15 protein-coding genes and 2 pseudogenes are annotated in these 22,325 nt (G+C 59.0%); 9 read left to right on the forward strand and 8 right to left on the reverse strand.

Annotation, left to right across the window (positions count from 1 at the left end; translation table 11 throughout):
- Positions 1–386: 386 nt before the first annotated feature.
- From OKW37_RS02190 to OKW37_RS02200, 3 genes are all read left to right on the forward strand, one after another.
- Complete coding sequence (locus OKW37_RS02190; protein WP_429400983.1) at positions 387–686, forward strand: hypothetical protein; 300 nt, start codon at positions 387–389, stop codon at positions 684–686.
- Between the two features lie 268 nt (positions 687–954).
- Positions 955–1,428 (forward strand): hypothetical protein, encoded by a 474-nt coding sequence (locus OKW37_RS02195; protein ID WP_429400985.1) that lies wholly within the window; start codon positions 955–957, stop codon positions 1,426–1,428.
- An 806-nt stretch (positions 1,429–2,234) separates the two neighbouring features.
- Entirely contained in the window at positions 2,235–2,606 is a 372-nt protein-coding gene (locus OKW37_RS02200) for a MarR family transcriptional regulator (protein ID WP_429400987.1), read from the forward strand.
- 393 nt (positions 2,607–2,999) lie between these two features.
- Here the strand turns inward: OKW37_RS02200 and OKW37_RS02205 are convergent, their stop codons facing one another.
- Positions 3,000–3,155, reverse strand: a complete 156-nt coding sequence (locus tag OKW37_RS02205; RefSeq protein ID WP_429400989.1) for a hypothetical protein — start codon at positions 3,153–3,155, stop codon at positions 3,000–3,002.
- A 278-nt stretch (positions 3,156–3,433) separates the two neighbouring features.
- Between OKW37_RS02205 and OKW37_RS02210 the strand changes: the two genes are divergently transcribed.
- Positions 3,434–3,673 (forward strand): hypothetical protein, encoded by a 240-nt coding sequence (locus OKW37_RS02210; RefSeq protein ID WP_162633956.1) that lies wholly within the window; start codon positions 3,434–3,436, stop codon positions 3,671–3,673.
- Positions 3,674–4,018: 345 nt separating this feature from the next.
- On the opposite strand, the gene istB is transcribed toward OKW37_RS02210, so the two are convergent.
- Positions 4,019–4,765 (reverse strand): IS21-like element helper ATPase IstB, encoded by a 747-nt coding sequence (istB, locus tag OKW37_RS02215; RefSeq protein WP_090812372.1) that lies wholly within the window; start codon positions 4,763–4,765, stop codon positions 4,019–4,021.
- Between the two features lie 58 nt (positions 4,766–4,823).
- Positions 4,824–6,362, reverse strand: coding sequence for an IS21 family transposase (gene istA / locus OKW37_RS02220; protein ID WP_429400991.1), 1,539 nt, complete (start codon positions 6,360–6,362; stop codon positions 4,824–4,826).
- 1,536 nt (positions 6,363–7,898) lie between these two features.
- Here istA and OKW37_RS02225 point away from each other — a divergent pair.
- The 3 genes from OKW37_RS02225 (at position 7,899) to OKW37_RS02235 (ending at position 10,588) form a co-directional block, all read left to right on the forward strand.
- Complete coding sequence (locus OKW37_RS02225; RefSeq protein WP_429509753.1) at positions 7,899–9,980, forward strand: AAA family ATPase; 2,082 nt, start codon at positions 7,899–7,901, stop codon at positions 9,978–9,980.
- Positions 9,981–9,991: 11 nt separating this feature from the next.
- A complete protein-coding gene (locus OKW37_RS02230) occupies positions 9,992–10,210 on the forward strand; it encodes a hypothetical protein (RefSeq protein WP_429400997.1) in 219 nt (72 codons plus the stop codon).
- A gap of 204 nt (positions 10,211–10,414) precedes the next feature.
- The gene (locus OKW37_RS02235; protein ID WP_429400999.1) at positions 10,415–10,588 is read left to right on the forward strand and encodes a hypothetical protein; all 174 of its coding nucleotides are present in this window, start codon (positions 10,415–10,417) and stop codon (positions 10,586–10,588) included.
- Between the two features lie 84 nt (positions 10,589–10,672).
- On the opposite strand, the gene OKW37_RS02240 is transcribed toward OKW37_RS02235, so the two are convergent.
- The gene (locus tag OKW37_RS02240; protein ID WP_429401001.1) at positions 10,673–12,061 is read right to left on the reverse strand and encodes a replication initiation protein; all 1,389 of its coding nucleotides are present in this window, start codon (positions 12,059–12,061) and stop codon (positions 10,673–10,675) included.
- A gap of 846 nt (positions 12,062–12,907) precedes the next feature.
- Here OKW37_RS02240 and OKW37_RS02245 point away from each other — a divergent pair.
- Complete coding sequence (locus OKW37_RS02245; RefSeq protein WP_429401002.1) at positions 12,908–14,116, forward strand: ParA family protein; 1,209 nt, start codon at positions 12,908–12,910, stop codon at positions 14,114–14,116.
- Positions 14,113–15,096, forward strand: a complete 984-nt coding sequence (locus tag OKW37_RS02250; RefSeq protein ID WP_429401003.1) for a ParB/RepB/Spo0J family partition protein — start codon at positions 14,113–14,115, stop codon at positions 15,094–15,096. Before OKW37_RS02245 ends, OKW37_RS02250 begins: the two co-directional genes overlap by 4 nt.
- Before the next feature lie 2,547 nt (positions 15,097–17,643).
- Here OKW37_RS02250 and OKW37_RS02255 read toward each other — a convergent pair.
- From OKW37_RS02255 to OKW37_RS02270, 4 genes and pseudogenes are all read right to left on the reverse strand, one after another.
- Positions 17,644–18,321: a hypothetical protein gene (locus OKW37_RS02255; RefSeq protein ID WP_429401004.1), complete on the reverse strand. Its 678-nt coding sequence runs from the start codon at positions 18,319–18,321 to the stop codon at positions 17,644–17,646.
- Positions 18,290–19,267: an AAA family ATPase gene (locus tag OKW37_RS02260; protein ID WP_429401006.1), complete on the reverse strand. Its 978-nt coding sequence runs from the start codon at positions 19,265–19,267 to the stop codon at positions 18,290–18,292. The genes OKW37_RS02255 and OKW37_RS02260 overlap by 32 nt, the downstream gene beginning before the upstream one ends.
- Before the next feature lie 31 nt (positions 19,268–19,298).
- Positions 19,299–21,296: pseudogene (locus tag OKW37_RS02265) on the reverse strand (integrase); the annotation flags it as partial.
- Positions 21,293–21,827 (reverse strand): annotated as a pseudogene (locus tag OKW37_RS02270) (hypothetical protein). The pseudogenes OKW37_RS02270 and OKW37_RS02265, both read right to left, overlap by 4 nt.
- Positions 21,828–22,325 lie beyond the last annotated feature (498 nt).

Consider the following 22,325-nt stretch of genomic DNA (forward strand, 5'->3'; position numbering starts at 1 on the left):
TCCTGTTCGGCTGGATTCACGTTTCTGTTGATCTGTACGATCGCCACCAAGGTCTGAAGCGAGGATGACCAATAATCACTCACTTGACGGTTGAGGGGATGCTACCAGGTATGCCGCCGCCCGATTTTCCCTGCGTGGCGACGCGCACAAGGGCTTTTTCGGCTCCGGGACTTGGTAAACGCCAATCGTCCAGACTCGCCTTACTGCAAGTAAACGGAGGGTGCATCAACCGAAAGAAGCCGATCACCACAGGCTGCGGTGGCATCAAGAACTCGCCAGCAACGCTCGTCTGTTTTCGAATCGCATTGTGACTCTGAATTTCGGACGGGCCGCGATTCCATGTGCAAGCTGAATGTCCGAGCGAGCGTCTCAGGCGCTCTCTCCCCATGCGAATGCTGGCCTCACGCTTCAACGCCCCGGGGCGGGTGACCGCTCAAATGCCGAAGTCTCAAGGCACGCCAGCATCCGGGACGATAGAGGAAGCGTCCTCACTGTCGGTGGCGCGAGTATCTTTTTCAGATACCGTTGAAACGCTGCCGACGTCGGTCGCTCTGCTGTCGGCGTCACTGGGTACCGGACGCCTGAATGCGTCAAGATGGCTGGCCACGATCCGTATACGTGAATGTCCCATCAACCCGCTTAATTCCGGTCAGCTTGCCATGAAGTTCGTCCCGCTTACCGGGTGAGTCACTCGAAGCGGGCTGGCTTCAGGCCTGAAGGTGAGCTTTTCCGGGAGGCTTCCGATCTCGGCATCGAACACCCCTATGGCGGGAGTTTTTCGTACGGTTGCTGTGCGTATGATATCGAGTGGTATGTATGGGCTTGCGGCGAATACTCCCGCCAATTTCATCGTCTCGTTGGCCATGTAGAACCCTCTCTCCACGCGAAACTTGCATCGCGAGAGACGTGCGCGAATATGGAGGCATCCCATAATTCCGTAAGAAACCCAGTGCGATGAAAACAGCCAACTACATCCACATCACCGCAGAACTCTCCACTTGCGGCTGCAATATCAATATGAGCCCCCACGCACGTCTGCGGGCAATCGAGCGTTCGTCCCTTGCTCCGAGCCGGGTGCTGGAACTGGTGGCAAGGCGCCATGCTGTGTTGCTGCCGTTCCGCGCCGCAAACCGTTCCTATCACCTCCTCTATGACAGGAAGAAGATGGATTTCATCGTCGCGGTCGTGGCGATCGACGGCTGCAGCGGGAGTAATTCAGCCAGCGTCGTGACGGTTCTGACGCGCGAGCAATTCGAAAATGACGCTGGCCCCATCGCGAAGCAGTCGCTGCGTACGGCAGCGAGCCGTGCGCTCGATGCTGTCGACTTCAGGCGCTGGGAGGAAAGAGAGTACGGTCCAACCGGCGTGCGCCGCCGATACCGCGTGTTCACTTACTATAAGAAGCAGGACGGCAGTACCGGGTGTTAGATCTTTCGCAACGCGCCGGTCTGCGATCACTTCGTCGACGAGCATGCGCTCACAAACGCCGCTGGCCACCCGGGGTTCTGGGACTGGTATGCGCGCCTCGCGGGCCGTGCCAACCTACCGATCGATTCGGTCGTCTCGATGCGCATCGCCGACACCGACAAGATTCGTCTGGATCTCCGGGCGGCGGCGCGCAACTGCCCCTATTGCGATGTGAGGAGGGCGCACTGAGCATCACCGCAGGGTCGTGCGGTTGCGTACGCTCCACGCCTGACCACCGCCAGTTCCGTTCAGCGACGCGAACATGCGGATCGATTTGGGCTGCTTTCGCCGTTCGGTCTGCTGCGGCATGCAGGCATGTCGATCTGCAGTTCAGAAGAACGCGTCCAGTGAGCGGTGAGCCGCGGACCGTCCTCCGCGAGTTGGGGGACCATCTGGGCAAACGGGGATTGGTGGAAGACGAGGCTGGCCAACAATGCGCATGACGCAAATGCCGACGCGTGGCTCACGGGGGCGAGGCGAGACGATCAGCTCTCTCGGCAATGATTGCGGAGCATCAAGCACTACAATGTCGACACAGGATTGCATCGGCGGGCAGGCAGAACATTTTCCAGGGCCCTGCGTGAGTGCCTCGACCGCTTTCGATGTGCATTGTGGTAGCGCGCTTCGGTCGGCGGGTATTCGCGGGCGTCGCTCACCTCGCGATTGGGCGGTCCGCGAGCAGCGAGCAACGCCGGGTTCAAGACGCTACCAGGAGCCTTCCTTGACGGAATTGCGGCCTTCACAACGACGCAACTGGGAAACAAGTCATGAAACGATTACATATCGGTCTCGGGACGCCGGAGGATTTCTTTGCGGCAGGCAGACGCATCGCACTAACTGCCGATCGCCGCGAGCCGATTCCAGAAATCTGCAGCGTCACATTTGAAGATGTGGAGGAAGTTCTGGCGCTTCTGACGCGAGCGAGAATGGCGGTATTTCGTGCAGTGAATACAGAATCGGCTTCGATCGCAGCAATTGCAGCGCGTTTGCATCGTAACCTCGCTTCTGTAAAGCGCGACGTAGATGCGCTGCGGGACGCCGGGCTCCTGTCTGTGGAAAGCTTGCCGGATGATGCTGCTGGAGACCACGCGATCGTTCGTGCGAAAGCGGTTCGGGTGGATCTTCATGTAACGCCTTGACCGGATGGCTTGTATCGGCAGGCCGTCGGCGCTGCGCCGCCGTCGCCAGACTGATGAGGCTGTTGGCAATTTAAGCTACGGCCATTTCGGTTTCGAAGCGAGAATGTCTTCGACGCGTGTATTGTCGAAACGCGCCGACCGGACACGATTCCTACGGTCCCTGCACTGCATCATCCCGTCCGCCATTTCCCGGCGGCGCACCAGCGGTACGCCTGTAGCAAGGCAACGGGCATCATTAAGGCATGGAGGCTTGCCTTGGGTAGCGCTCACGTTCGAACTGATGGATGTATCGCCATGAAACATCGGAAGTTAACCGCCGCAATCGCGCAAACATTGATCGTTCGGGGGTACGGCAACGGCCCGCATGAAGCGCAATGGAGGGTTTCGTTTGCTTCAATCGTCGCTGTTGAACTGCGCCATCAGTTCGCGTAGCGCCTCCGCAGCGACCGGAAACGCGAAGTCGCTGCTCGAATTCTGTTGATTGTCTCGCTGGACGGCGACAATCATTTTGGCCGACCGGCCATCCTGCTTGACGCTATCTACTCGCACATCCGCACTCCGGTGCGCCGGTGCTTAATGGATCTCGCGACTAGCGACGGAGTTGCCACCTGCTCAGCAACTGTGAGGTCAACACGGGGACGGCGTGGGCGGCGCGCCGCCCCACCCTCGCCGATGTTGACGGCTGGAATTTGCAGCGTCTTGCCTCGCAAGCGGCACCGGCATACGATTCAAATCAACGGGCCCGTACTGCGCCATCCGCATTGCCAGATCAGGGAAAGACGCGCAAATCAGAACCCGCGCGAGAATTCTCAACAGGAGCCGCACAAATGACGAGAAGAAAACGTCCCGATCCGCTGCCTCGCGAAACGTCCGACGAGCTTCGGGCTCGTCTGCGACGGTTCGCCCTCCTCACACGTGAACAGGCCTTGCGACCTGCTACCGTGCCGTTCCCCGAGAACGTGACTGTACTCGCCGGCCCGCTCCGCAAGGTCGACGCAAGAGGGAATGAAGTGACGGACGACTCCGGGCATGATTGGGGAAGCAAATCTGAAACGAAGAAGGAATAGCGGAACAAAGAAAACTCCCCTCCTGCTTCGGGTACATCTGGGCGGTGCTCGCAGGTGCGCAGCGGCAACTGCGTATTTCAGCGATCGTGGACGGCCATTTCAGTCTGATCGTGGACGCCGTTTCAGCGTGATCGTGGACGCGCCGGGGAGGCGCGCAAGCCCCGGTGGAATATACCGCAATCGTCCGCGATGAGCCTGAAATCGCCGTTGCTGGCGTAGGTGCCGAGGTGGTTGGCGGGGTGGTTTTTGGGGTGGTTTATCTCAGTTTTTAGGCCCCCGCCAGGCCGCCGGAGGCACCCCCGGTCGAGCTATGTCGCCATGGTTCGATCCCCTGTGCGGTGTGGGTCAAACGGCGCTCGTGTCGGCGGTGTCGCGCAGTGACTTGGCGGTTTTGAGCTCGATTTTTTGGCTGCTGTGGACGACGCGGTCAAGGATGGCGTCGGCCAGGGTCGGGTCGTTGAGATAGGTGTGCCAGGCCTTGACTGGCAATTGGCTGGTGATCAGCGTGGAGCGCGTGCCCACGCGGTCGTCGATCAGTTCGAGCAGATCGTTGCGCCCGGTGCCGGTCATCGGCGAGATCGCGAAGTCGTCGATGATCAGCAAATCGAGCTTGGCCAGTGCCGCCAGTCGCCGCGCGAAGCTGCCGTCGCCGTGGGCAACTTGCAACTCGTCGAACAGCCTGGCGGCGCGCACATACAGCACCGAGAAGCCGCTGCGCGCGGCCTGGTGGCCCAGGGCGCAAGCGAGCCACGTCTTGCCGCAACCGGTGGCCCCCGTGATCAGCACATTGCGGGCGTGGCGCAGCCAATCGCCGCCGGCCAGTGCGGCTACCAGCGAGCGGTCGAGCGAGCGGCTGGCGCGCCAGTCAATGTCCTCGACGCAGGCCGAACTGACCTTGAGCCTGGCGGCCTTGAGCAGCCGTGCGACCCGGCGGTCGTCGCGCCAGGCGATCTCGCGCTGCACCAGCAGGGTCAGCCGCTCGTCGAAGCCCAGCGCTGCGGCGGCGGTGCTGGCGGCTTGTTCCTCGATTGCGCGGACCATGCCGTCTAGCCGCAGGCTGCGCATTTGGTCAAGGGTGTGTTCGTTCAACATGGATATTCCTTCGTTATGCTTGTGAATTGGATTGGGTGGGTCGAGGGAATCCACACCGTCAGTGGTAGTAGTCGGGCCCGCGAACGTTGTCGTGCTCGATGGCGGCTCGCTCGTCGGCGGCAAGCAGCGAGCTCTGGCGGTCCATGCCGCTCTTGAGGATGTTGGTAACGCTCCTCAGATGGGGCGCGCGGATCGCCATGGCGCGCGTGCAGGCGGCCTCCAGCCGCTCGTCCGAGTAACGCTTGGCCAGCGCCAGCAGGCCCAGGCAGGCGCGATAGCCCTGCTCGGGATGGGGGCGGTGCTCCATCTGCCAGGTCACCACGGCGGCGGTGCTGACGCCGATGCGCTGGCCCCAGGCGATCAGCTTGGCCGGCGTCCACTCCAAGTGCGCGCGGTGCGACGCCGGCATGTGATCGGGTGTGGTCGTGAACTTGCCACGCAGCGCGCTCAACGGATGGCTGGCCACGCGCTGGTTCGACGCGAAGCACTCCAGCAGGCCAGCGCCGGCGCGCAGTTCAAGCTTGGCGCCTACCAGCCGGTGCGGCACGCTGTAGTAGTGGCCCTCAAATTCAACGTGGTAGTCGATGTTGACCTTCGCCGACTTCCAGCGCTTGATGACGAAGCGCTGGGCCGGCAGGGGCTTGAGCACGGGCGCATCGAGGGTCTCGAAGGCGCTGCGCCGGCAGCCGGGCAGCTTCTTGAACGGCCGGTTGTTCAGGTCCGCCAGCAGTTCGGCGATCGCCCGGTTGAGCTCGGCCAAGTGGAAAAAACGGCGGTTGCGCAGCCGCGCCAAAATCCACCCTTGGACCAAAAGCACGGTGCCCTCGACCTTGGGTTTATCGCGCGGATGAGCCGGGCGTGCGGCCAGAATAACGGTGCCGTAGTGGGTGGCGAATTCCTCATAGCTGCGGTTGGGTTGGGGGTCGTAGCGGTCGGGCGACTTGATCAGCGCACGGGTCTGGTCGGGCACGATCAGGCGCGTGACGCCGCCGAAGAATTCGAGCGCCAGCACCTGCGCACCGATCCAGTCCTCGGTGGTCTGGCGCGGCGTGGCGCAGGCAAACGCATAGTTCGACGCGCCCTGGGTGGCCACGAAAATCTGCGCCCGGGTGATCTCGCCGGTGGCCGCATCGACGATGGGCACCGTATCGCCGGCGTAGTCGACGAACAGCTTCTCGCCGGCGACATGGATCTGGCGCATCGAGCGCTGCTGGGTCTTGGCGAACGCGCGGTACTTGATGCAAAAGCTGGTGTACTTGTAGGCCAGCGGGCTGTCGCGGGCGTACTCCTCCCACAGCAGCATCAGGGTGACGCCAGGGCGCTTGAGCTCCTGGTGAACCGCGGCAAAATCGGGCGTTAGCTGGTGGCTGGCGCGGGGTACCGCCGGGCGGAAGAGCCGGGCCTCCAGCGCCTCATCGCTCAGGCTCTGAGCGAGTTCGTAATCGACGCCGGCCACACGGGCCAGCGACATGTATTTGCCCACCACGCTCTTGGACAGCTTAAGCGTGCGGCCGGCCTCGCCGTAACTCAGTCCCGCCTGTAGACACAGACGTAAGGTTTCTCGTATTGATCGCATCGTGACTCTGTTGGTTGGCATCAGCCTGCTCCGAAAAAACCGAGCAGTTTGAGGCCTGGTCAGAACATCACTTGCGCTACCCCCACCGTCCACGATCCCGCTGAAACAGCGTCCACGATCCCGCTGAAATGCCGTCCCCGATCAGCCTGAAACGCCGTCCACGATGGGCTGAAATACGCAGCAACAGACGTCTATCACGACGCCTTCCTTCCACCAAAGCCAGGGCGATCGAATATGCGAATCGTGTTAGCTACGTGCCATTCGACGCCGTTGGCAGACCAGAGCCCGACCAAGTCTGCCTTTTCAGGAACGATCCCTTCCCGCTCGCATGCGAGCCGACACTGTCGGCGCGCTTCGGCCCGGTTCAACCAACCAGCATTGGCACATCGCGGATTGCACAGTACGCAGTCGATGTCTGGGAATTCTCCGGAAATCTGGCAGCGTTTCGTCGACAGCCCTTGCCGATGGACCGCATCCAACCATGGGTCAGGAAACGCAGCGTCGAGACGCTGCGGACGATTCAAGCCTCTGTGTCAGGCGCTACGCTCATCGCTTGCCTACGATTCAACTTTCGATCACATAGTTGAGGAGGCCTTCCGCGCCTTCCTCTGACGAGTTCGCTACCTGCTGCACTGGTCCTCCGCAGCCCGTCCGACCAGTTCCTGGCACGGACGTCCCCACACGGCTATTCCCGAAGCACGATGGTTTCACGGACGCAACGCAAGAAGTTCGAGTTGCGCGTCGTTGACCGTCTGTTACCCGCGTGGCCACCTTCTTCCCTTTACGCGTGCGCTTGTTGCGCCTGATGCGACTTGCGCTCTGAAAGTTCCGTGAGAAGCTGAAACCGTCACGAACGCTGGTCACCGAGGTCTGTGACAAACCAACGACGCGGTTTGGCAGGTTAAGTCTCTCCGTCACCCGCTGATGCGATCGCCATCACAGCCGCTGTCGATTCAACTTTATCAATAGGAATCCAAATCAATGAATAGACGAAACAGAATCTGGAAAATCACCGTCGATGAGGCCCGTGGCTTTTTTCTCGACGTCGTCGATCCTCTCATCAGGCTGGTCAGATGGATACGCCATCGCGACAGAAAGTGATCTCTTTGCATCGTCGAATCAATGGCTAACCCTTTCAGGAGTCGACATGAGGATTCACCGTTTCACTTCCAGGCAGACCGGAAGTCCCGTGACTCGCATTTCGAGCCGACGGATGACGCTCTACGTACCAGACGAGGTTCCCGTCGAGGTTCTCCAGCTGTGGCTCGCCCGTCTCGGGGCTGATCTGCCACGACGGATTTCGACACTGCGCTATGTCCGCCGACGTGAAATCCGGAGAAAGCGTGTCCCGGTTTGCCGGTTCAAGAGACGTCGCATCAGGCGCAGGCGGGTTCGCGTACCTGTCCGTTTCTGGCGCCACGAAGCAGTCCGCTAAGCCACGCGCCTGGCGTCCCGTTCCCGCGGTCGACTTGCATCGTGAAGAACGGGGCCCACACTGAACTGGAATCACCCGGACGACAACGATCGTCGGCCGGAACCTTCTCCCTGGAAATTGAAATGAGAAACTCACGATCTGTTCTTCTCGCAATTTCGCGTGTCGCCCTTGTTCTCGCATTTCTCGCTTTCCTGCATCACGAATGGCACGCGTTGCTTCGGCATGAATCTGTGCACATCCCTGCTCTTTACGCCGCAACGCTGGTTGCAGCTTTGCTCATCTGGATTCCAGACCGGGAAGTGCGTGGCTGGACCTGGACAGCATTCATCGTCCTCACCATCGGCATGACGCTCGTTACGCTCACTTTCACGGTGTGGAGTGTCGCCGCCATATCAGCCGTTGCGGTCGCGACCTTCAATCTCTGGCGTTTGCATCAGCAACGGGCGCCTGCAAGGATCGTTGTCGAAGGTACCCGCGTCTTCATACCGCTGGAAATGAAAATCACCCCGCAAGCTGCACCGCAGGTAACAGGTCAAAAGCGGTCACGAGAGAAACGCGCAAGGGTGGCGGCACCGTCCACAAAGCCGGCCGTAGCAGAGCAAGTCGCAGTTATCCCCGTGCCCTCGCCGCAAGCCGCCCCGATGCAGGAGCCGCGTGCAGTACGGGCTGAGCAGATGACCATCCCCACCTGGGATTTCAGCGAGAATGTGCGGAAACCGCGCCATAACTTTTCTGCTGTCGTTGGGATGCAGGCCACCAAGGCACGACTGCTCGGCGCAGCGCGACAGATTCTTGGCACTCCGAAAACACACAGGAACGGCATCCTGCTGTTCGGCGACCCGGGTAACGGCAAGACGTTCTTCGCTGAGGGGTTGGCGGGCGAGCTCAATGTTCCCTTTCTTTCGATCAGCTACGGGGATACGGCGTCCAAGTGGATCAACGAAACCCCTGAGAAGGTCAAGGCAGTTTTCACCGAGGCACGACGGATCGGAAACTGTGTGCTTTTCATCGACGAGATAGACTCCTTCATCAAGCCACGCGACGGCAACGGGCACCCGATGGACCGTGACCTTACCAATGTCCTGCTCGCCGAGAGCGTCGGAGTGCGCGGCTCGAAAGTAATCCTCGTCGCAGCAACAAACTTCCTCGATCAGGTGGACAGCTCTGGCACACGCGACGGTCGCTTCGACTTCAAAGTCGAATTGCCGGCGCCTGATCTCGCTTGCCGCATTGCGCTTCTGGCGCGCTCGATTACCGAGGAACTAGGTGAGGATTTTGCAGAGATCGAACCGATCACTGCGCTCGCGCGCCGGTGGGAAGGGTTTAGCGCTGCACGCATGACGGCGCTGGCAGGGCAACTGCGTGAAATGCATCGCGATGCGCAATTCACGGGACCCGTGACGTTTGAGATCGGTATGAAGGCGATGCGTCTGCTCCAGGGACGCAAGGGACGACTGCCCGAGGACGTCAAGGATATCCCAGCGATCATCATGCCCGATGCATCCCGCAACGTACTACGTGATCTTGCTTACCGCATGCGTGAAATCGAAAACCTGGGAAAACTCGGCTCGACGCTCCCGCGCGGCGTCATTTTTGTCGGGCCGCCCGGTTCAGGCAAAACGCAGGCTGCGATGTCTCTCGCCAAAGCGAGCGACTGGGCATTCCTCAAAATCACAGGTGCGGACATCATTGCGGATTCACGCGCCTGGGACAGGCTATACCGTGAAGCGTGCGATATCCGTCCTTGTGTGGTCTTTATCGACGAGGCGGATGGGATCCTGCAGGATCGACGACATACTGGACATGGAATGGCGACCGAAAAAATCCTCGACACGCTCGATGGCGCTGCGGGGAAAACGCCTGATGTGCTTTTCGTCGCTGCAACCAACCACTACGAACGGTTTGACGCGGCGGCAATGCGCAGTGGTCGCTTCGACGACGAGATCCATTTCGATGTCCCTTCGGACAAGGCGATGGCAGCGTACATACGAAACATCATCGCCAGCAAACTCCAGGGAACCTGGAAAGTGGACCCTGGTGCCGTTGTAGAGATGATCAGGCTTCTGGCCGGCCGGACTATCGCTGACGCGGACGCGCTCCTGCGCAAGGCGATCACCATCGCGGCGCTGCGGCGGATGCACGAACGTACCACTGATTTCCGCGCCTCAGACGTGGTACAAGGTGCGCGAGCAATATTTATCTGAAGACACGCATCTTGAAAGAGTCCGGTCCACAGAGATTTTGGGGAAGGCAAAGTATCGACGTGCGTACGTTCCGGCTGCGCAAATTGCACGACCGCGAAGACCTCATGTGCATGGTTATTGTCACGTGGGGCGTTGCCCTTCATCCGTTTCGCCGATGCCGCACGTTCAGTCAAAAAGTCATCAAGGCAACGGGTGAGAGCAAGCGGATTGTGCAGGACAAAATCAACTGAACGCGTCAGCGACCTGAAGACCTCTGACTATCCGATCCTAAAGAAAGCGACCGCCGCCATATCGAGGTTACCACGCGCCTGTGATGTCGGTCGAACATGGACGGCATATCGTTAAGCCGATAGGCCACCAATACTGTTGTGCAGGGAAGCGGACCTCCCACGACACCCGCTATCCCGACTCATACGACGATTCAGAATCGTCGCATGCGTCGGGACTCGGAATGGAAGACGCTCGGTGTCGTGACATCGGTCGACGATGCAATCGCCGTTGTGAGCTGTCATATCGGCGACGCTCCCGCGCAGTCCGGCGCGCAACCACGGATCAAGATGGCGGCGGCGCGCAGGACCTCGCGCAAGCTCAAGCACACGTTGCACTGATTCTGCGATAAACAGGAACGGGACCATGCCTCACGTGCGACGCATTTCTGCAAGCGTATAGAGGCGCGCAGCATCTCGGGTGAGCTATGCCTTCTCGCCTTTGGGTTTAGCGACTTTCACCTTGGCGAAAATGTAGCCCGCAAATCCGTCTCTAAGATCAGGGAATTTCTCGATCGTTGACTCCGCCAAATCGCCAGTCGGATCCATCCCAAGCCTCCGCAGTGTGAGCTTACCCGCAGGGCTAGCTTTATAGGTTCGCCGCCAGTCATCTCGCTGCTTGGACCCCGCGGCTTCATACGCTTCCCATCCGCGGCGGACTTCCTCGCCCCTTCGGTCCTGAGCATGCACATCCTGGGCCGCGATTCGCAACGCCGCCCGATTCGCGGCCCGCTCTTTCGCTGCGACTTCGCGTTGTTCTGTCAGGGCCAGGCTCGCCTGGATCTCGACCATCTGGCGCTCGGCGTCTGAGACGATCCACCCCTCCTTCAATGCCTTCATGAAGAAGCCTGCCGGGCTCTTCGACACCTTGCCCAGTTTCAAACTGAAACGCGTCCGTTCGATCGCCAGTTCCAGTCGCTCATCGTTGTATGCGTCGCGCGATGCCGCGATCTGGTTGAGTTGAGCGCTAGACAGCCCGAACTCCTGCTTCAACGTTTGATAGATCACTTGCGCCTGCTCGTGCGTATGAAGTATTCGCTCGGCCATCTCTTTGCGCTCGATGCGAAACTTCACGCGGCCGATTTTCCGAGACCCCTGCTCGTTACGCGTCTCATATGAGAGCCTCAGGTCAGAGACCTCGTTGATCTGTTCAATGGCAGGCACTAGCCAGTCTCGTTTGAAATACTTGAACTCGTTTGCCTTGGCACCCATTGCACCTTGCCATAAACGCAATTCATCGAGCGTAAGCCAATCCGTTTCTCCGTCATCCGCGTAGGGAAGCAAGTGGTCATACATGACACGTGCGTAGCTGAGCGTGAAGAGAGACGTGATACGCAGGCTCAGCCAATGGGACTTGCCTGGGCCACGAATGATACCAATGAGATCGGGGGGTACTCGAAACTGGAATCGGCCACCTGAGTAGGAGATACGTCCAATCAGTTGCACCGAGCCGAAGGGCTTTTCTCCGTCGGCGTCCGGAGTGGTGGTTGCCTGGATCAAGGCGCGCTGGGCTTCGGTGATGACCTGCTCGAGATGTGCGTTGTTGCGACTCGAGTAACGCATGAGCCACTTGAAGTAGTCCAACTCAACGTCATAAAGACTACGTATCTGCTCATCCTGAGCAACGATGAAATACGCTGCGTCGATCAGACGCCGAGCCGCAACACCCAGATCGATAATGCGAATGAGAACGTTCTTACGAGCGAAGCCAATGTCGGACCGCGCTGTGTCGACCGGCAGGTCCTGACCGGTTGCGTCGTCGAAGAGAGCCAAGGCCAGTTGCCGCGATGTGGCTACCTGCCCTGCTGTTGTCATACGGCCCCCAAGCTCGTGGTAAAAGATATATGGAGCGGTACGGTACCGATGGGGAGGTGCCACGTCAACACAGATCACCTCACCTTGCGCAGTGGTCTACACAGAACACCTCACCTTTGCTAGGACGCTCTTCACAATTCGCCTCACCATTGACGCCAAAACGTCTCACCTTGCAGATCAATTTGCCTCACCTCCCAGTGGTAAACGCCTCACCTTGGCGCTCAATTAACAGCACCTTTGGCACAATTCGCCTCACCTTGCGGGCGTAACTCTCTGTTTTTTATAGGGCGGCGATCCGACGTTAGTTGTTGGTTGGTTTTATTTTTTAATAAGCACGAACTACTAGAGTGCCCAGCGAACGGAGCGGCAAGCCGCAGCGGATTGGCCCTTGGGGTGTTCATTGGAAGCCTCGCTCCGATGGACGGGTTGATAACGTTCGTGCGGACGACCGTTTATTTTGCCCAAAGATCGATAGATGGACAGGGAGCGAAGGTGAGACAAATTGTGTGCCGCCCCGAATGGGGTACGGGATAACGCCGCCTTGTTCACGCTAAGGTGAGGTGTTTTGTGTTAGCGCCGGAGCGTGCGGAGGCGGTGCGCCAGTATTCCGGCTTAGCCTTCGGGATTATCGGCGAGATTCCACCCTGCCTCTTTTCCGCAAATGCTTGAATATAAAGAAATATTTTGATATTACGGTCGAACCTTGCTTTCGCCCCAGATTTCAATAGCAATTCTCCGGCGGGATGAGTATTCTACGGTTCGACGCGTTATTCACTAGAAACCGTAAAAACAGATGATGAGCGTGAAGAAATCATCTCACCGTCGATAGAAGAGAGGAACTGCAAAATGAATTTGAGCGAATTGCCGGGCATAGACCGGCGCGTAAAGCTCTCCAACTTGGGAGAGTTCGCCGAGCGTCTATCGGTGATGGCGAATGAATTGCGTGATCAAATCTTGGCCCCGAGGCCGCGTAAAAATCCTCCCGTGTTCACGATCGGGGAATTGTCCGAGCTGTGCGGTATCGATCGTCAGAAGATCAATTATCTGGCGACCAAGGAAGGTGGAGAACTTCCCCCGGGTATGGCTCACGGTACAGGAAGGGCGCGCATTTTCTCCCTGAAAGATGCACGCACTTGGGTACAGCAGGTATCCGACATTTATCAGACTCCGCTTGTCACTGGCACTCGGGAGCATCGGGGGCGTGTGTTGATCACGGCGAACTTCAAGGGCGGCTCCTGTAAGACCACTACAACGATGTGCATCGCGCAAGGTCTGAGTTTGCGCGGGCGCAAAGTACTTGTCATTGATCTCGATCCGCAAGCGTCCCTGTCGGAGTTGTGCGGGCTGTATGCCGAAAAGGATGTGACTTGGGAGGACACAGTCCTCCCGTTCATCTACGACCCGAGCATCGAAGGCGGACTTGCGTCGAAGGTTCAAAGCACTTATTGGGATGGCTTGGATGTCGTCCCTGCACACAACTACTTGCACGATGCGGAGTTCCATCTTCCGACTGCGCAACAGACCAACCCAGGTTTCGAGTTCTGGTCTGTGCTTCGAAAGGGCGTCGAACCGCTTCGGGCCCAGTACGACTACATCATTCTGGACACGGCTCCATCCCTCTCTTACATGACCCTTAACGGTCTCATGGCGGCAGATTCGATGGTTATGCCGTTGGTCCCGGAAAGCTTGGACTTCATTTCCTCGGTATCTTTTTGGTCACTGTTTGCCGAGGTCGCGCATGGCTTTGTAGAGCATGAGGTCGACAAAACGTACGACTTCATCTCAGTCCTGCTGTCACGAGTGGACTATGGAACGACCTCGTCCGCGCCGGTTGTTCGCTCCTGGTCGCAGCGCGCTTACGGCGATTGGCTTCACACAACCGAGGTTCCGGCGAGCTCTGTTATGAGCAACGGCGCGTTGGCCTTCTCGACGGTCTTTGACCTGTCGCGTTCCGATGCTGTCGCGAAGACTCTAGCCCGGGTCAAGCAACCGCTGCTGGATTACTGCAAATGGATCGATGATCAATATGTCGCGCAATGGAGGGCTGGACAATGAGCAATTTGCGTGAACGCATGATGAGTAAGACTGCCGAAGTTCGAGCCGCGAAGGACATCCAGCTCGACCAGCATCAAGAGAAGCCCGCTAGCCCTCGAACCGCACCGGGGATGGCCGGCGCATTGGCCCAGGCACAACAGCGAATCGTCGAACTTGAGAAAGCAGGTACCGCGTCGGAGGTGAACGTTTCGGAGATCGTTCCAAACCCGTGGCAGCCGCGGAAGGTGTTCAACGAAGCGAAGTTGACACAACTTGCGGAATCAATTCGCGAAGCGGGGTTGGTCCAACCGATCATTGTTCGCCGCGCTGCGCACGGCCACCAGATCGTTGCGGGCGAAAGACGTTGGCGAGCTCACAAGATGATCGATAGGGAGACGATCAAGGCCGTGATCATCGACCTTTCTGATGAAGAGATGGCGATGTTGGCCTTGGTTGAAAACATCGTGCGCGACGACTTGTCGGATTATGAGATCGCTCGCTCTATCCGCAGCACCGAGAAAGAATTTCCCAACAGAAAGCGTATGGCAGAGGCATTGGGTTTCTCTCGTTCGGAGCTGTATCGTTTCCTAGCATTTGCTGACCTTCCGGACTTTGTGATCAAAGATCTGGATATACAGCCCAGGCTGTTGGGCGCGACCGCAGCGGAGGGCTTAGTGTCAATTCTGCGCAACAAGAACCTGGGGGCGGTCGATGTCGCTAGAGAGATGTGGGCAAGGGTGGTAGCAGGGGACCTCGATCAATTGAAGCTCGCTAGGGCGATCAAGGAAGCTATCCAGAGCGGCGATGACGGAGCGCGCAGCGTCAGTGATCGTAGTATCGAGAAGATCTTTGCTGGGAAAAGTCAGGCAGGGTCGATAACGAAAGATGCTGTAGGCCTCACGGTGAAAATCAGAGCAGGCATGCTCACGTCAGAGAAGGAGAAGCAGATACGTAGGCTCATATCAGAGCTTTTTTCTGCGAGCGGCGGCAGCGCTGATTGAGGTGAACGGTAAAGGTGCCCGCGAGGCACCTTTTTTGTCGTCCGGCTTTTGTCACCCGGCGGCGTCCAAGTTGGGACACTCTTTCCGTTGCGGGTGGCAAGCCCCATGGGCAACGCCATCAAGTGATGGCGCGAATACGCCAGAATATTCTCCCGGATTGGGTAGATTGATCTCCCATCCAAGACGGAAAGCGTGCGGCAAATGCAGGGCTCCCGATTTTGGCTGCGCTTGAATCCGTGTCCCAAGTTGGGACACGCCGCGCGGCCCCTGATTCGAGCTGCCAACAGTCGGTGGGCTCCAGTCCCTGTTTTGGCTTCGAACAAGCTTGCGCCGTGAAGACGGCCGCGCCAGATACTAATCGTCGCATCATTCCAATGAAAACGGCATTGCTCGTGCGTCGGACCCCGAGCAGCTGCAAAAGCACTCGCTTCCCCCTGATGACCAACGCCGTCGGGATGGCCGAAAAATAGGATGCCTCGGATCTTTGGACTTTTGACCCGTAAATCGAAATCCGGTCGTCCCGATCGAGCTTCAGGCATCTCCATCAGCACACCACAGCTGCATCGAGTGATGCATCAATTTGTCTTGGGCTGCACACGCGCATGGGTAGTATCGAGAAGACTTTCGCGGAAGAGGTCAGGGAATCGATAACGAACAAAACCGCGGTGAATACCTGCGCAGGAATGCCCACGATGGAAAGGAGGCAGGTACGTACGCTCATATTCGGGCTTTCTTCTGCGACGACCGCCGGGCCGATTTGACGCCAACACAGAAACCCAAGTCGCATCTTCTCCTTGGGGCGCCACACTATTGCGGAGTCGTGTCCCAAGTTGGGACACTCCACGCGGACCATTTCGTCTGGTTCCCAATCAACTCAAAGGTCCGACGCGGCTCTGAACGAGCATTGGGACGTGCACGTCGCCACGGCAGAGACGCAAATTGCAGCGTCTTGCACACTAAACGGTCATCGGTTAGCCGATTGGCAGCGCCAGTAGCAAAAAAGGACCCGTTTGTCCTTAGAGTGGCGAACACCATTGTGGCGTTCAGCAATAAACGATTCGAGCCTACGATTCGCGACCCGTAAAGTGAGCGCTGCCTCCCAAAACCCGGCTAAGCACTCCCCACATCCACCGACCACGGCAACTCCAATAGAGCATCAATTAGTATGGGGCTGGGCTAGCGCGTGGGTTCAGGATGACTGGGCGCACCTTGATGCCGCGCGGCTCGGGGCACCACACGGCGCAGCGTGAAAGAGAGGCGCTGCCCTCAGTCGAGTTGCAACCAACGACAATCGACGAGCCGTTGCGGGAGACCGAACAGCGATACAGCGTTCTTCATGTTTCCGGATACGGCCGGACTGCAGGTAAGGATCCCACGCTTCGTCGGGTCTCAAGCGCGCAGTTGTGCTGTTTGGCTTCTTGCGAGCCTTGGCTCCTATTGGCTCAGTACATTGCGTTTGACTACGACCGTCGACTACTAGGCGGCAGTTCTGCCTCGTCATAATAAGAAGGCGACGGGGACGCAGTAGCGTGAACCCGCTCTCTTCGGCAGCCTGACGCAGCTCGGATCAACGCGCAGCGGTTGTGCCGCCGTTTCGGAATCAGTGCGAAGACCGCTCGCAAGTAACTTGCCCGCGACGAACATGACGACGGCGCCACGGCGCTGGTGGACCGCTCGCGACGGCCCCGTAGCTGGGCACGCACGGCCCAGTCAGTCGAGCCGGTGTTTGAACTACGTCAGGCGCATCCGGCTTGGGACTGGCGCAAGGTTAGCCAGTGCCTGCGCGGTCAGGGTCACGCGGAGGTACCCGCCCCAGCACCGTGCCCAACATCCTGCATTGCCACGGCCAGAACGACGACGCAGCGACCGCGGCCGCCATGCCGTGGCAGCGCTTCGAGGATGCGCAACCCAGATGGATTTCAAAAGCTGAATCGACCTGCGCCACAGACGAAGAACTAGTTGCAGTTAATTCGTAGAACTAAGTTGTCGCCGCCGTCCCGGCCAGATCTACTGCTGTGATGTCGGAACATTAGCGCGGCACAGCGGGCCATCTGCGTGAAACATTGCGGAACAATTTTCAGTTGGTCGAAAGCCCCGTCAGCCGGGCCTTTATTTGCAGTTTCCGGCAATTGTTTCACGACACATCCGTAGTAGGACAACCACACGGCAATTGTGCGAAGCAAGAACCATGATTTCGGTGGAGTTTGATTCGGATCGTAGTGGATGTTACGTAATCTGTAACGGATCTTGGGCTGGTGCCGGACAGCTTCCTGGTTGTTCCTCACGGTTGGCAGGCGTGAGTTGGATGCTTCCGACGCTCGAATAGCGAAGCTAGCGGGTGCGAGATAGCGGCATCCGCAAGAGCATTGCCCACGCGTAGAACGTATTAAATCTGTCTCAACTGGTAAATCAATTTGTCAACTCGCGTCGGCTGTCGAAATCGCAACTAACCGTCAGTCCACGCAAACATTTCCATCGCTTCGCCACGAACCGTTCTGCAAACAGAGGCCAGTTTGCCACCGTGGGGACGTCAACGAACGGTGACGATCACTCGCTCGGCGCGCCGCGGTTTTCCCTGCCTAGCCGTAGATGCACTCGACGCCCAATGGCGAGGCGGTCTCGCCTGCACATCGCAGGTGTTGTCGACAGGAGCGAAAGGCGGCCGTAGCAGAAGTGCGAACGGCACCATACACACCGGAATGGCGCGTCGATCGCATTGCTGTTAATGATGAACGGGCTCTCGCGCATACATTGCGGACAACGAGTCAGGAGTGGTTGTCGATGCGCCGGACAGTGATCTTCTTTTTCAAGCTGATGCAAGACACTGTGGTAGCCGTGGGCCGCGCACTGCCGGCAATACCGGAAGACCGTGTGATACCGTTCATGCACAGCCGCATCGATCATCGATGCATCCAATACCTTTCTGGGTAGCCGCACCAGGCGGCGCAGGAGCGCAATATCGATAGCGTCCCGCTGTGGTGCGACGCCTTCACGCGGATCACCATCGGGGTTCATCAGGCGAAGGAGCACATCCCCCGGCAGTGCGTTGGCGCAGGCGAACTTCCACAGGATCGAGACGAGGGACTCACCCGGCATCAACCATGCGACGTTGAAGTCGCTGCCCAGCGCGAGCCTGAGTTGCCATTCATCGAACGTGAGAATCGGAAAGCGCGGTGTCCTGAGCGCTTTCCGATTACGCCGTTGCGAGCACGCGTCCGGTGGCATGACGGGACTGGATATAGCTGCAGTGCTGAACGGCGTGGGTCCACAAGGCCGGCTCGGGGCAGTAGCCGGGACCATCCTTGATCTCGCTTTCCTTGAGCACGATCTCGACGGCGCGTGAGAACGACTCCATCGGGATCTCAAGGCTGCCGGGCAAGCTCGCCTTATGATGCGCCGCCTCGAAAGCCTGCCACAGCTGACGGGCATCGCTGACCAGACGATAGCCGGCGTCAAACGCTTCGGGTACGTAAAAGCGTGTGAAGCTCCAGGGTGTGCCCTCCGGATATGCAGTCTGATCGTAACCATTCAGGCACGTGGCGACATCCTGGGCATTGCGGATACCGTAGAACGCGAGTTCGTCGACCATCAGGCGCGCAACGATTTGCGTCTTGCCTGCGACCTGTAATGCGGTTTTCTGCGCGAGCAGTTCCTCCTGCCCGACGAGGAAGGTAAAGAGCTTAATCTGCTGGCGATCAAGTACATCGTGCACGTCGCGCAGCCATTCGTATTCGTTCTCGTTGTACCGTTGAGCTTCGTCGCAGAACAGGAGCACGGCGCTACTTCCGGAGCGGGCGGCTGCCTCGCGAATACGGAGCGACAGGCGGGAGCGTTTGGCCGAGCTGGTACCGGCGTTCGGCGCGTGATCGCCTACTGCCTCCAGCAGATTCGCAAAGAAGGGTCCTTCCGCATGCCGCGGTTTGTGCTCGCACTGAGCGTGGTAGGTCGTTATCTTCGGAAACTGACGCGCAAGAAGGAGTCGAACGTACTCGATGGCCCGCGTTTTACCAACGCGCGATGGCCCATAGATGAGCGCGCCCATGATGCGGTAGCGCAGGCAGCGCGTGACGAGCTCATAGAATGCCTCGATCGCCTGGGTCGCAAGACGATAGTTGCCGGTGACAAGTGGATGCAGTGATGGATCGACCGGACGCGGAATCTGAAGCGACATGACACACCTCGCAGCTTGAACAGCGGAGTTGAAACACCTGACCGGTGCCAATCGAAAGCTTTCTCGGGCGAACCGCGATGCGTGGCTTAAGTTCGTTGACCGTGGTCGCTTGCGCATCCATGCCTGATGCTGTGTCAGGTGTGACGGTATCTGTCCCGGGAGGGCGGGGCGGACCGACGGGAGTGCGAAAAGTCGGTGCCGATCCGAGCAGGCGCGTCGCATGAGCGAGCTCCGTCGCAGCTTTGCGGGTTCTCTTCGCCTGCCTGATTTTCTCGTCGACGTAGGCTTCAATCGGGTTGGGAGCGAGGTTAGCGTCGCGTCGCCGCCGAGCCGGTTGCCTGAGAATCTGCTGACGCAGTTTCAGGTTATGGCACCACACGCCACGCGCCTTGCGCCTCGGGTACGCCCAGCTCCATGCCGGCAGCGAGGAAAGCGCGCACGGAGCGCAGGTCGTCGGCGTTCATGTAAATCAGCAGATGCTGACCGATGAGGTGCGTGCTTGTTGCAAGGACACGGTTGGTGCAGCGCACGCCATACAGGTTGATGTGCGGACGCACGCCCTGTTGCAGGTAGGCCCGAACGCGACACGGCCGTGCCGACTGCATCAGGCAAAGGGTCCGGCGCTGATGTTCGGCGAGCCAGACGAGCATCGTTTCCCTGCCCCGCACGAAGTACTCCATCGCTTCCAGTGGAGTCGCGTTGTTGAGTCCCCGGTGCGGCGTGCCGTTGTAGCGTGAGATGGCGTACTCAACGAGCTCCGCCAGTTCATCCAGGGAGACGTAGAGACGCAGATCGCCTTTGGGATCCGAGAGCGCCCGGCGAAGATCGCGTATGTGAGAACCGGTGTATCCTGGCAGACGTGAAGACAGCCGACTGCCTATCGTGCCGAAGAAGCGTTCGATATAGGGCCGCTCGTCCGGGCTGTGTTTCGGGCCGGCATCAGCGAGGCAGCCGACAAATTCGCACAACGCCCTCATCGTTTCGTTGGCGAGATTGGCCTTCGCGTTATCGAGCCTGATCCACTCCCAGGTCACGTAGCCCAGTTCAGGCATGTTCCCCGACGGAAAGCCGTCGTGTGGTCCGTACCCGAGGCCTGGTATGGTGAACGTTCGCGGGCGATGCGGCGTCAGCGCATTCTCGATAGTCTTGATAACGTCGTAGCGGCTGTACTCCCTTGCCATGGCGATGTGGTATCCGATCACAACACGCGTGCAAACGTCGATGATCACCAGCAGCCATACTCTTTCCATCTCGGATTCGTGCGAGAAACCTAGCGGATCGCGCACGACCACCTTGAGACGGACGTCCAGCCGGTGACCGTCGAACTCGACGGCCTGATATGGCCGGACCGTTGGCGGTGCACCGGTGTCGTCGTCAACGCGCGGCAGGCCTTTGAGATGCGTGGCGCCCGCGGAGCGCGCAGCCGAGCCGAAGCTTCGCAGCATCTCCGCCTTTACCCGTCGTGAAAGCGAGCGGATCGCATGGTCGCCCGTGTTCAGCGGGTAGTCGGCCGCCGTCAACCCGACTAAGCGGCATTGGCGCAGGAAATTGTCGTGTAGAGACTACAGACCGCGCAGCCGCGTGCGCAGGTGCCCGTCAGTATGGATCTGCTCAAGCCATACCTTGCGTTGCTTTACCGGAAGCAGCAGCCACCCTGTCAACGTCGGGTGGCGTTCAAGCAGATGCGCGAGCGCACCGGCGGCACCGCGGCTGCCGCGCTCGCCGCGCACCTGCACATCACGCAGTCGCGCATATTCCGCGATGCGCACGTAGGGATAAGTGCCCGGAAGCCGAAGGGGCGGCCGTCGGGATGAGTCGTCTGGGCGCGTTCAAGCCAGCGGTACAACTGCCGGCGATTGAAGCGTGTCGATTCCTCGATGGCCCTGATCGGTTCGCCAGCGACGTAGCGCAGGATGGCCTGCCGCCGTGCCTCGAACTTACGGCGGACCGGTTTGTCGAGTTCGGTATGGGCGACAGTGGGCCACGCGTTGACATCGATCGTTTGTAGCTCCGGCTTGCGGCGACTCATGATGTCGCCTCCAGCGCTGCGAATGAAGTGAGAAGCGACAGCGGTTGCGTCTGAAGTGCCGACGCGCTGACACGACCGCTGTGGAGCAAGCTGAACAAGGCAGCGCGAACAATCACCGGGTCACTGGTCAGGAACTCGCGCTCGATATCGAGCAGTCGCCGCGGCTCCTCCACAAATTGCATGATGGCCGATGGTAACGTTTCCGGCACGAGGCCCCGGTTCGCCACAAGGTAGGAAAGGATGCGCTGCCAGTTGTCCGTCCACCCACGCGCCGCGGCGAGCTCAGCCGATTCAACAAAGCGGACCTCTGCGGTGCCAGCGTCAACCTCGGCGCATGACCCGTCTCGATTGGATCCCCAAAGCAGTTCGCTCAGTACAACCAACTCCTCGCGATGAACGTAGCGGACCCAGAAATCAGCAAGATGACGGTGTCCGTCGTAGCACATAGCCCGGTCGCTCGCAGAAGGCTATTACCTTCGGGTTCGCCTCGAGCATCAACCATTGTTGGAGCAACGCGCGCCGGTAGAACATGACGCGGCGCGCGAGCTTGGGGCTGAAGGCTTCGAATCGGTGTGCACCGCGTGGACGTCCGAGCGCGATCGGCCTGGTTACCTGAAGGGGTATCCGCCATGAGGTCAGCCTCCTACGGACGGGATTCTAAGTGTAGGAGGCGAGTTGGCAAATTTAATACGGACATATGCGAGTTGACACTTTTATGCCGATTCGAAGGGCAATAAAAGTGTCAACTCGCGAGCGTTTTGGCCCGCGGTTACTGGCGCGAACCGGTGACAGATTCTTTACGTCCTACGCTTGCTGACGGCGAATTGGAACCGCCGCCACCACCGCACGCGGCGAGCGTTGCAGCAGCAACTGCGCAAAAAGTCAAACGTGCGATCTGAGCTTTGCGAAAAGAAGCTTTCATAATTTGTTATCCTAATTGACTAATTGTCCTGCCTGCTTTGAACGATGATTTAACTCAGATCGGATGGTTTCCTGTTGATTTCATGCCGGCTTTCCTTCTTTGCTGAT

Source organism: Paraburkholderia sp. MM5482-R2 (assembly GCF_050436125.1).
Classification (GTDB): domain Bacteria; phylum Pseudomonadota; class Gammaproteobacteria; order Burkholderiales; family Burkholderiaceae; genus Paraburkholderia; species Paraburkholderia tuberum.

What these genes read in the sequence shown, in the direction of transcription:
- OKW37_RS02195 (WP_429400985.1), top strand. Translation starts at nt 955, where the DNA reads ATGAAAACAGCCAACTACATCCACATCACCGCAGAACTCTCCACTTGC.
- OKW37_RS02240 (WP_429401001.1), bottom strand. Translation starts at nt 12,061, where the DNA reads ATGACAACAGCAGGGCAGGTAGCCACATCGCGGCAACTGGCCTTGGCT.
- OKW37_RS02200 (WP_429400987.1), top strand. Translation starts at nt 2,235, where the DNA reads ATGAAACGATTACATATCGGTCTCGGGACGCCGGAGGATTTCTTTGCG.
- OKW37_RS02235 (WP_429400999.1), top strand. Translation starts at nt 10,415, where the DNA reads ATGCGTCGGGACTCGGAATGGAAGACGCTCGGTGTCGTGACATCGGTC.
- OKW37_RS02210 (WP_162633956.1), top strand. Translation starts at nt 3,434, where the DNA reads ATGACGAGAAGAAAACGTCCCGATCCGCTGCCTCGCGAAACGTCCGAC.
- OKW37_RS02245 (WP_429401002.1), top strand. Translation starts at nt 12,908, where the DNA reads ATGAATTTGAGCGAATTGCCGGGCATAGACCGGCGCGTAAAGCTCTCC.
- OKW37_RS02255 (WP_429401004.1), bottom strand. Translation starts at nt 18,321, where the DNA reads ATGCCACCGGACGCGTGCTCGCAACGGCGTAATCGGAAAGCGCTCAGG.
- OKW37_RS02225 (WP_429509753.1), top strand. Translation starts at nt 7,899, where the DNA reads ATGAGAAACTCACGATCTGTTCTTCTCGCAATTTCGCGTGTCGCCCTT.
- OKW37_RS02190 (WP_429400983.1), top strand. Translation starts at nt 387, where the DNA reads ATGCGAATGCTGGCCTCACGCTTCAACGCCCCGGGGCGGGTGACCGCT.
- OKW37_RS02250 (WP_429401003.1), top strand. Translation starts at nt 14,113, where the DNA reads ATGAGCAATTTGCGTGAACGCATGATGAGTAAGACTGCCGAAGTTCGA.
- istB (WP_090812372.1), bottom strand. Translation starts at nt 4,765, where the DNA reads ATGTTGAACGAACACACCCTTGACCAAATGCGCAGCCTGCGGCTAGAC.
- OKW37_RS02260 (WP_429401006.1), bottom strand. Translation starts at nt 19,267, where the DNA reads ATGTCGCTTCAGATTCCGCGTCCGGTCGATCCATCACTGCATCCACTT.
- istA (WP_429400991.1), bottom strand. Translation starts at nt 6,362, where the DNA reads ATGCCAACCAACAGAGTCACGATGCGATCAATACGAGAAACCTTACGT.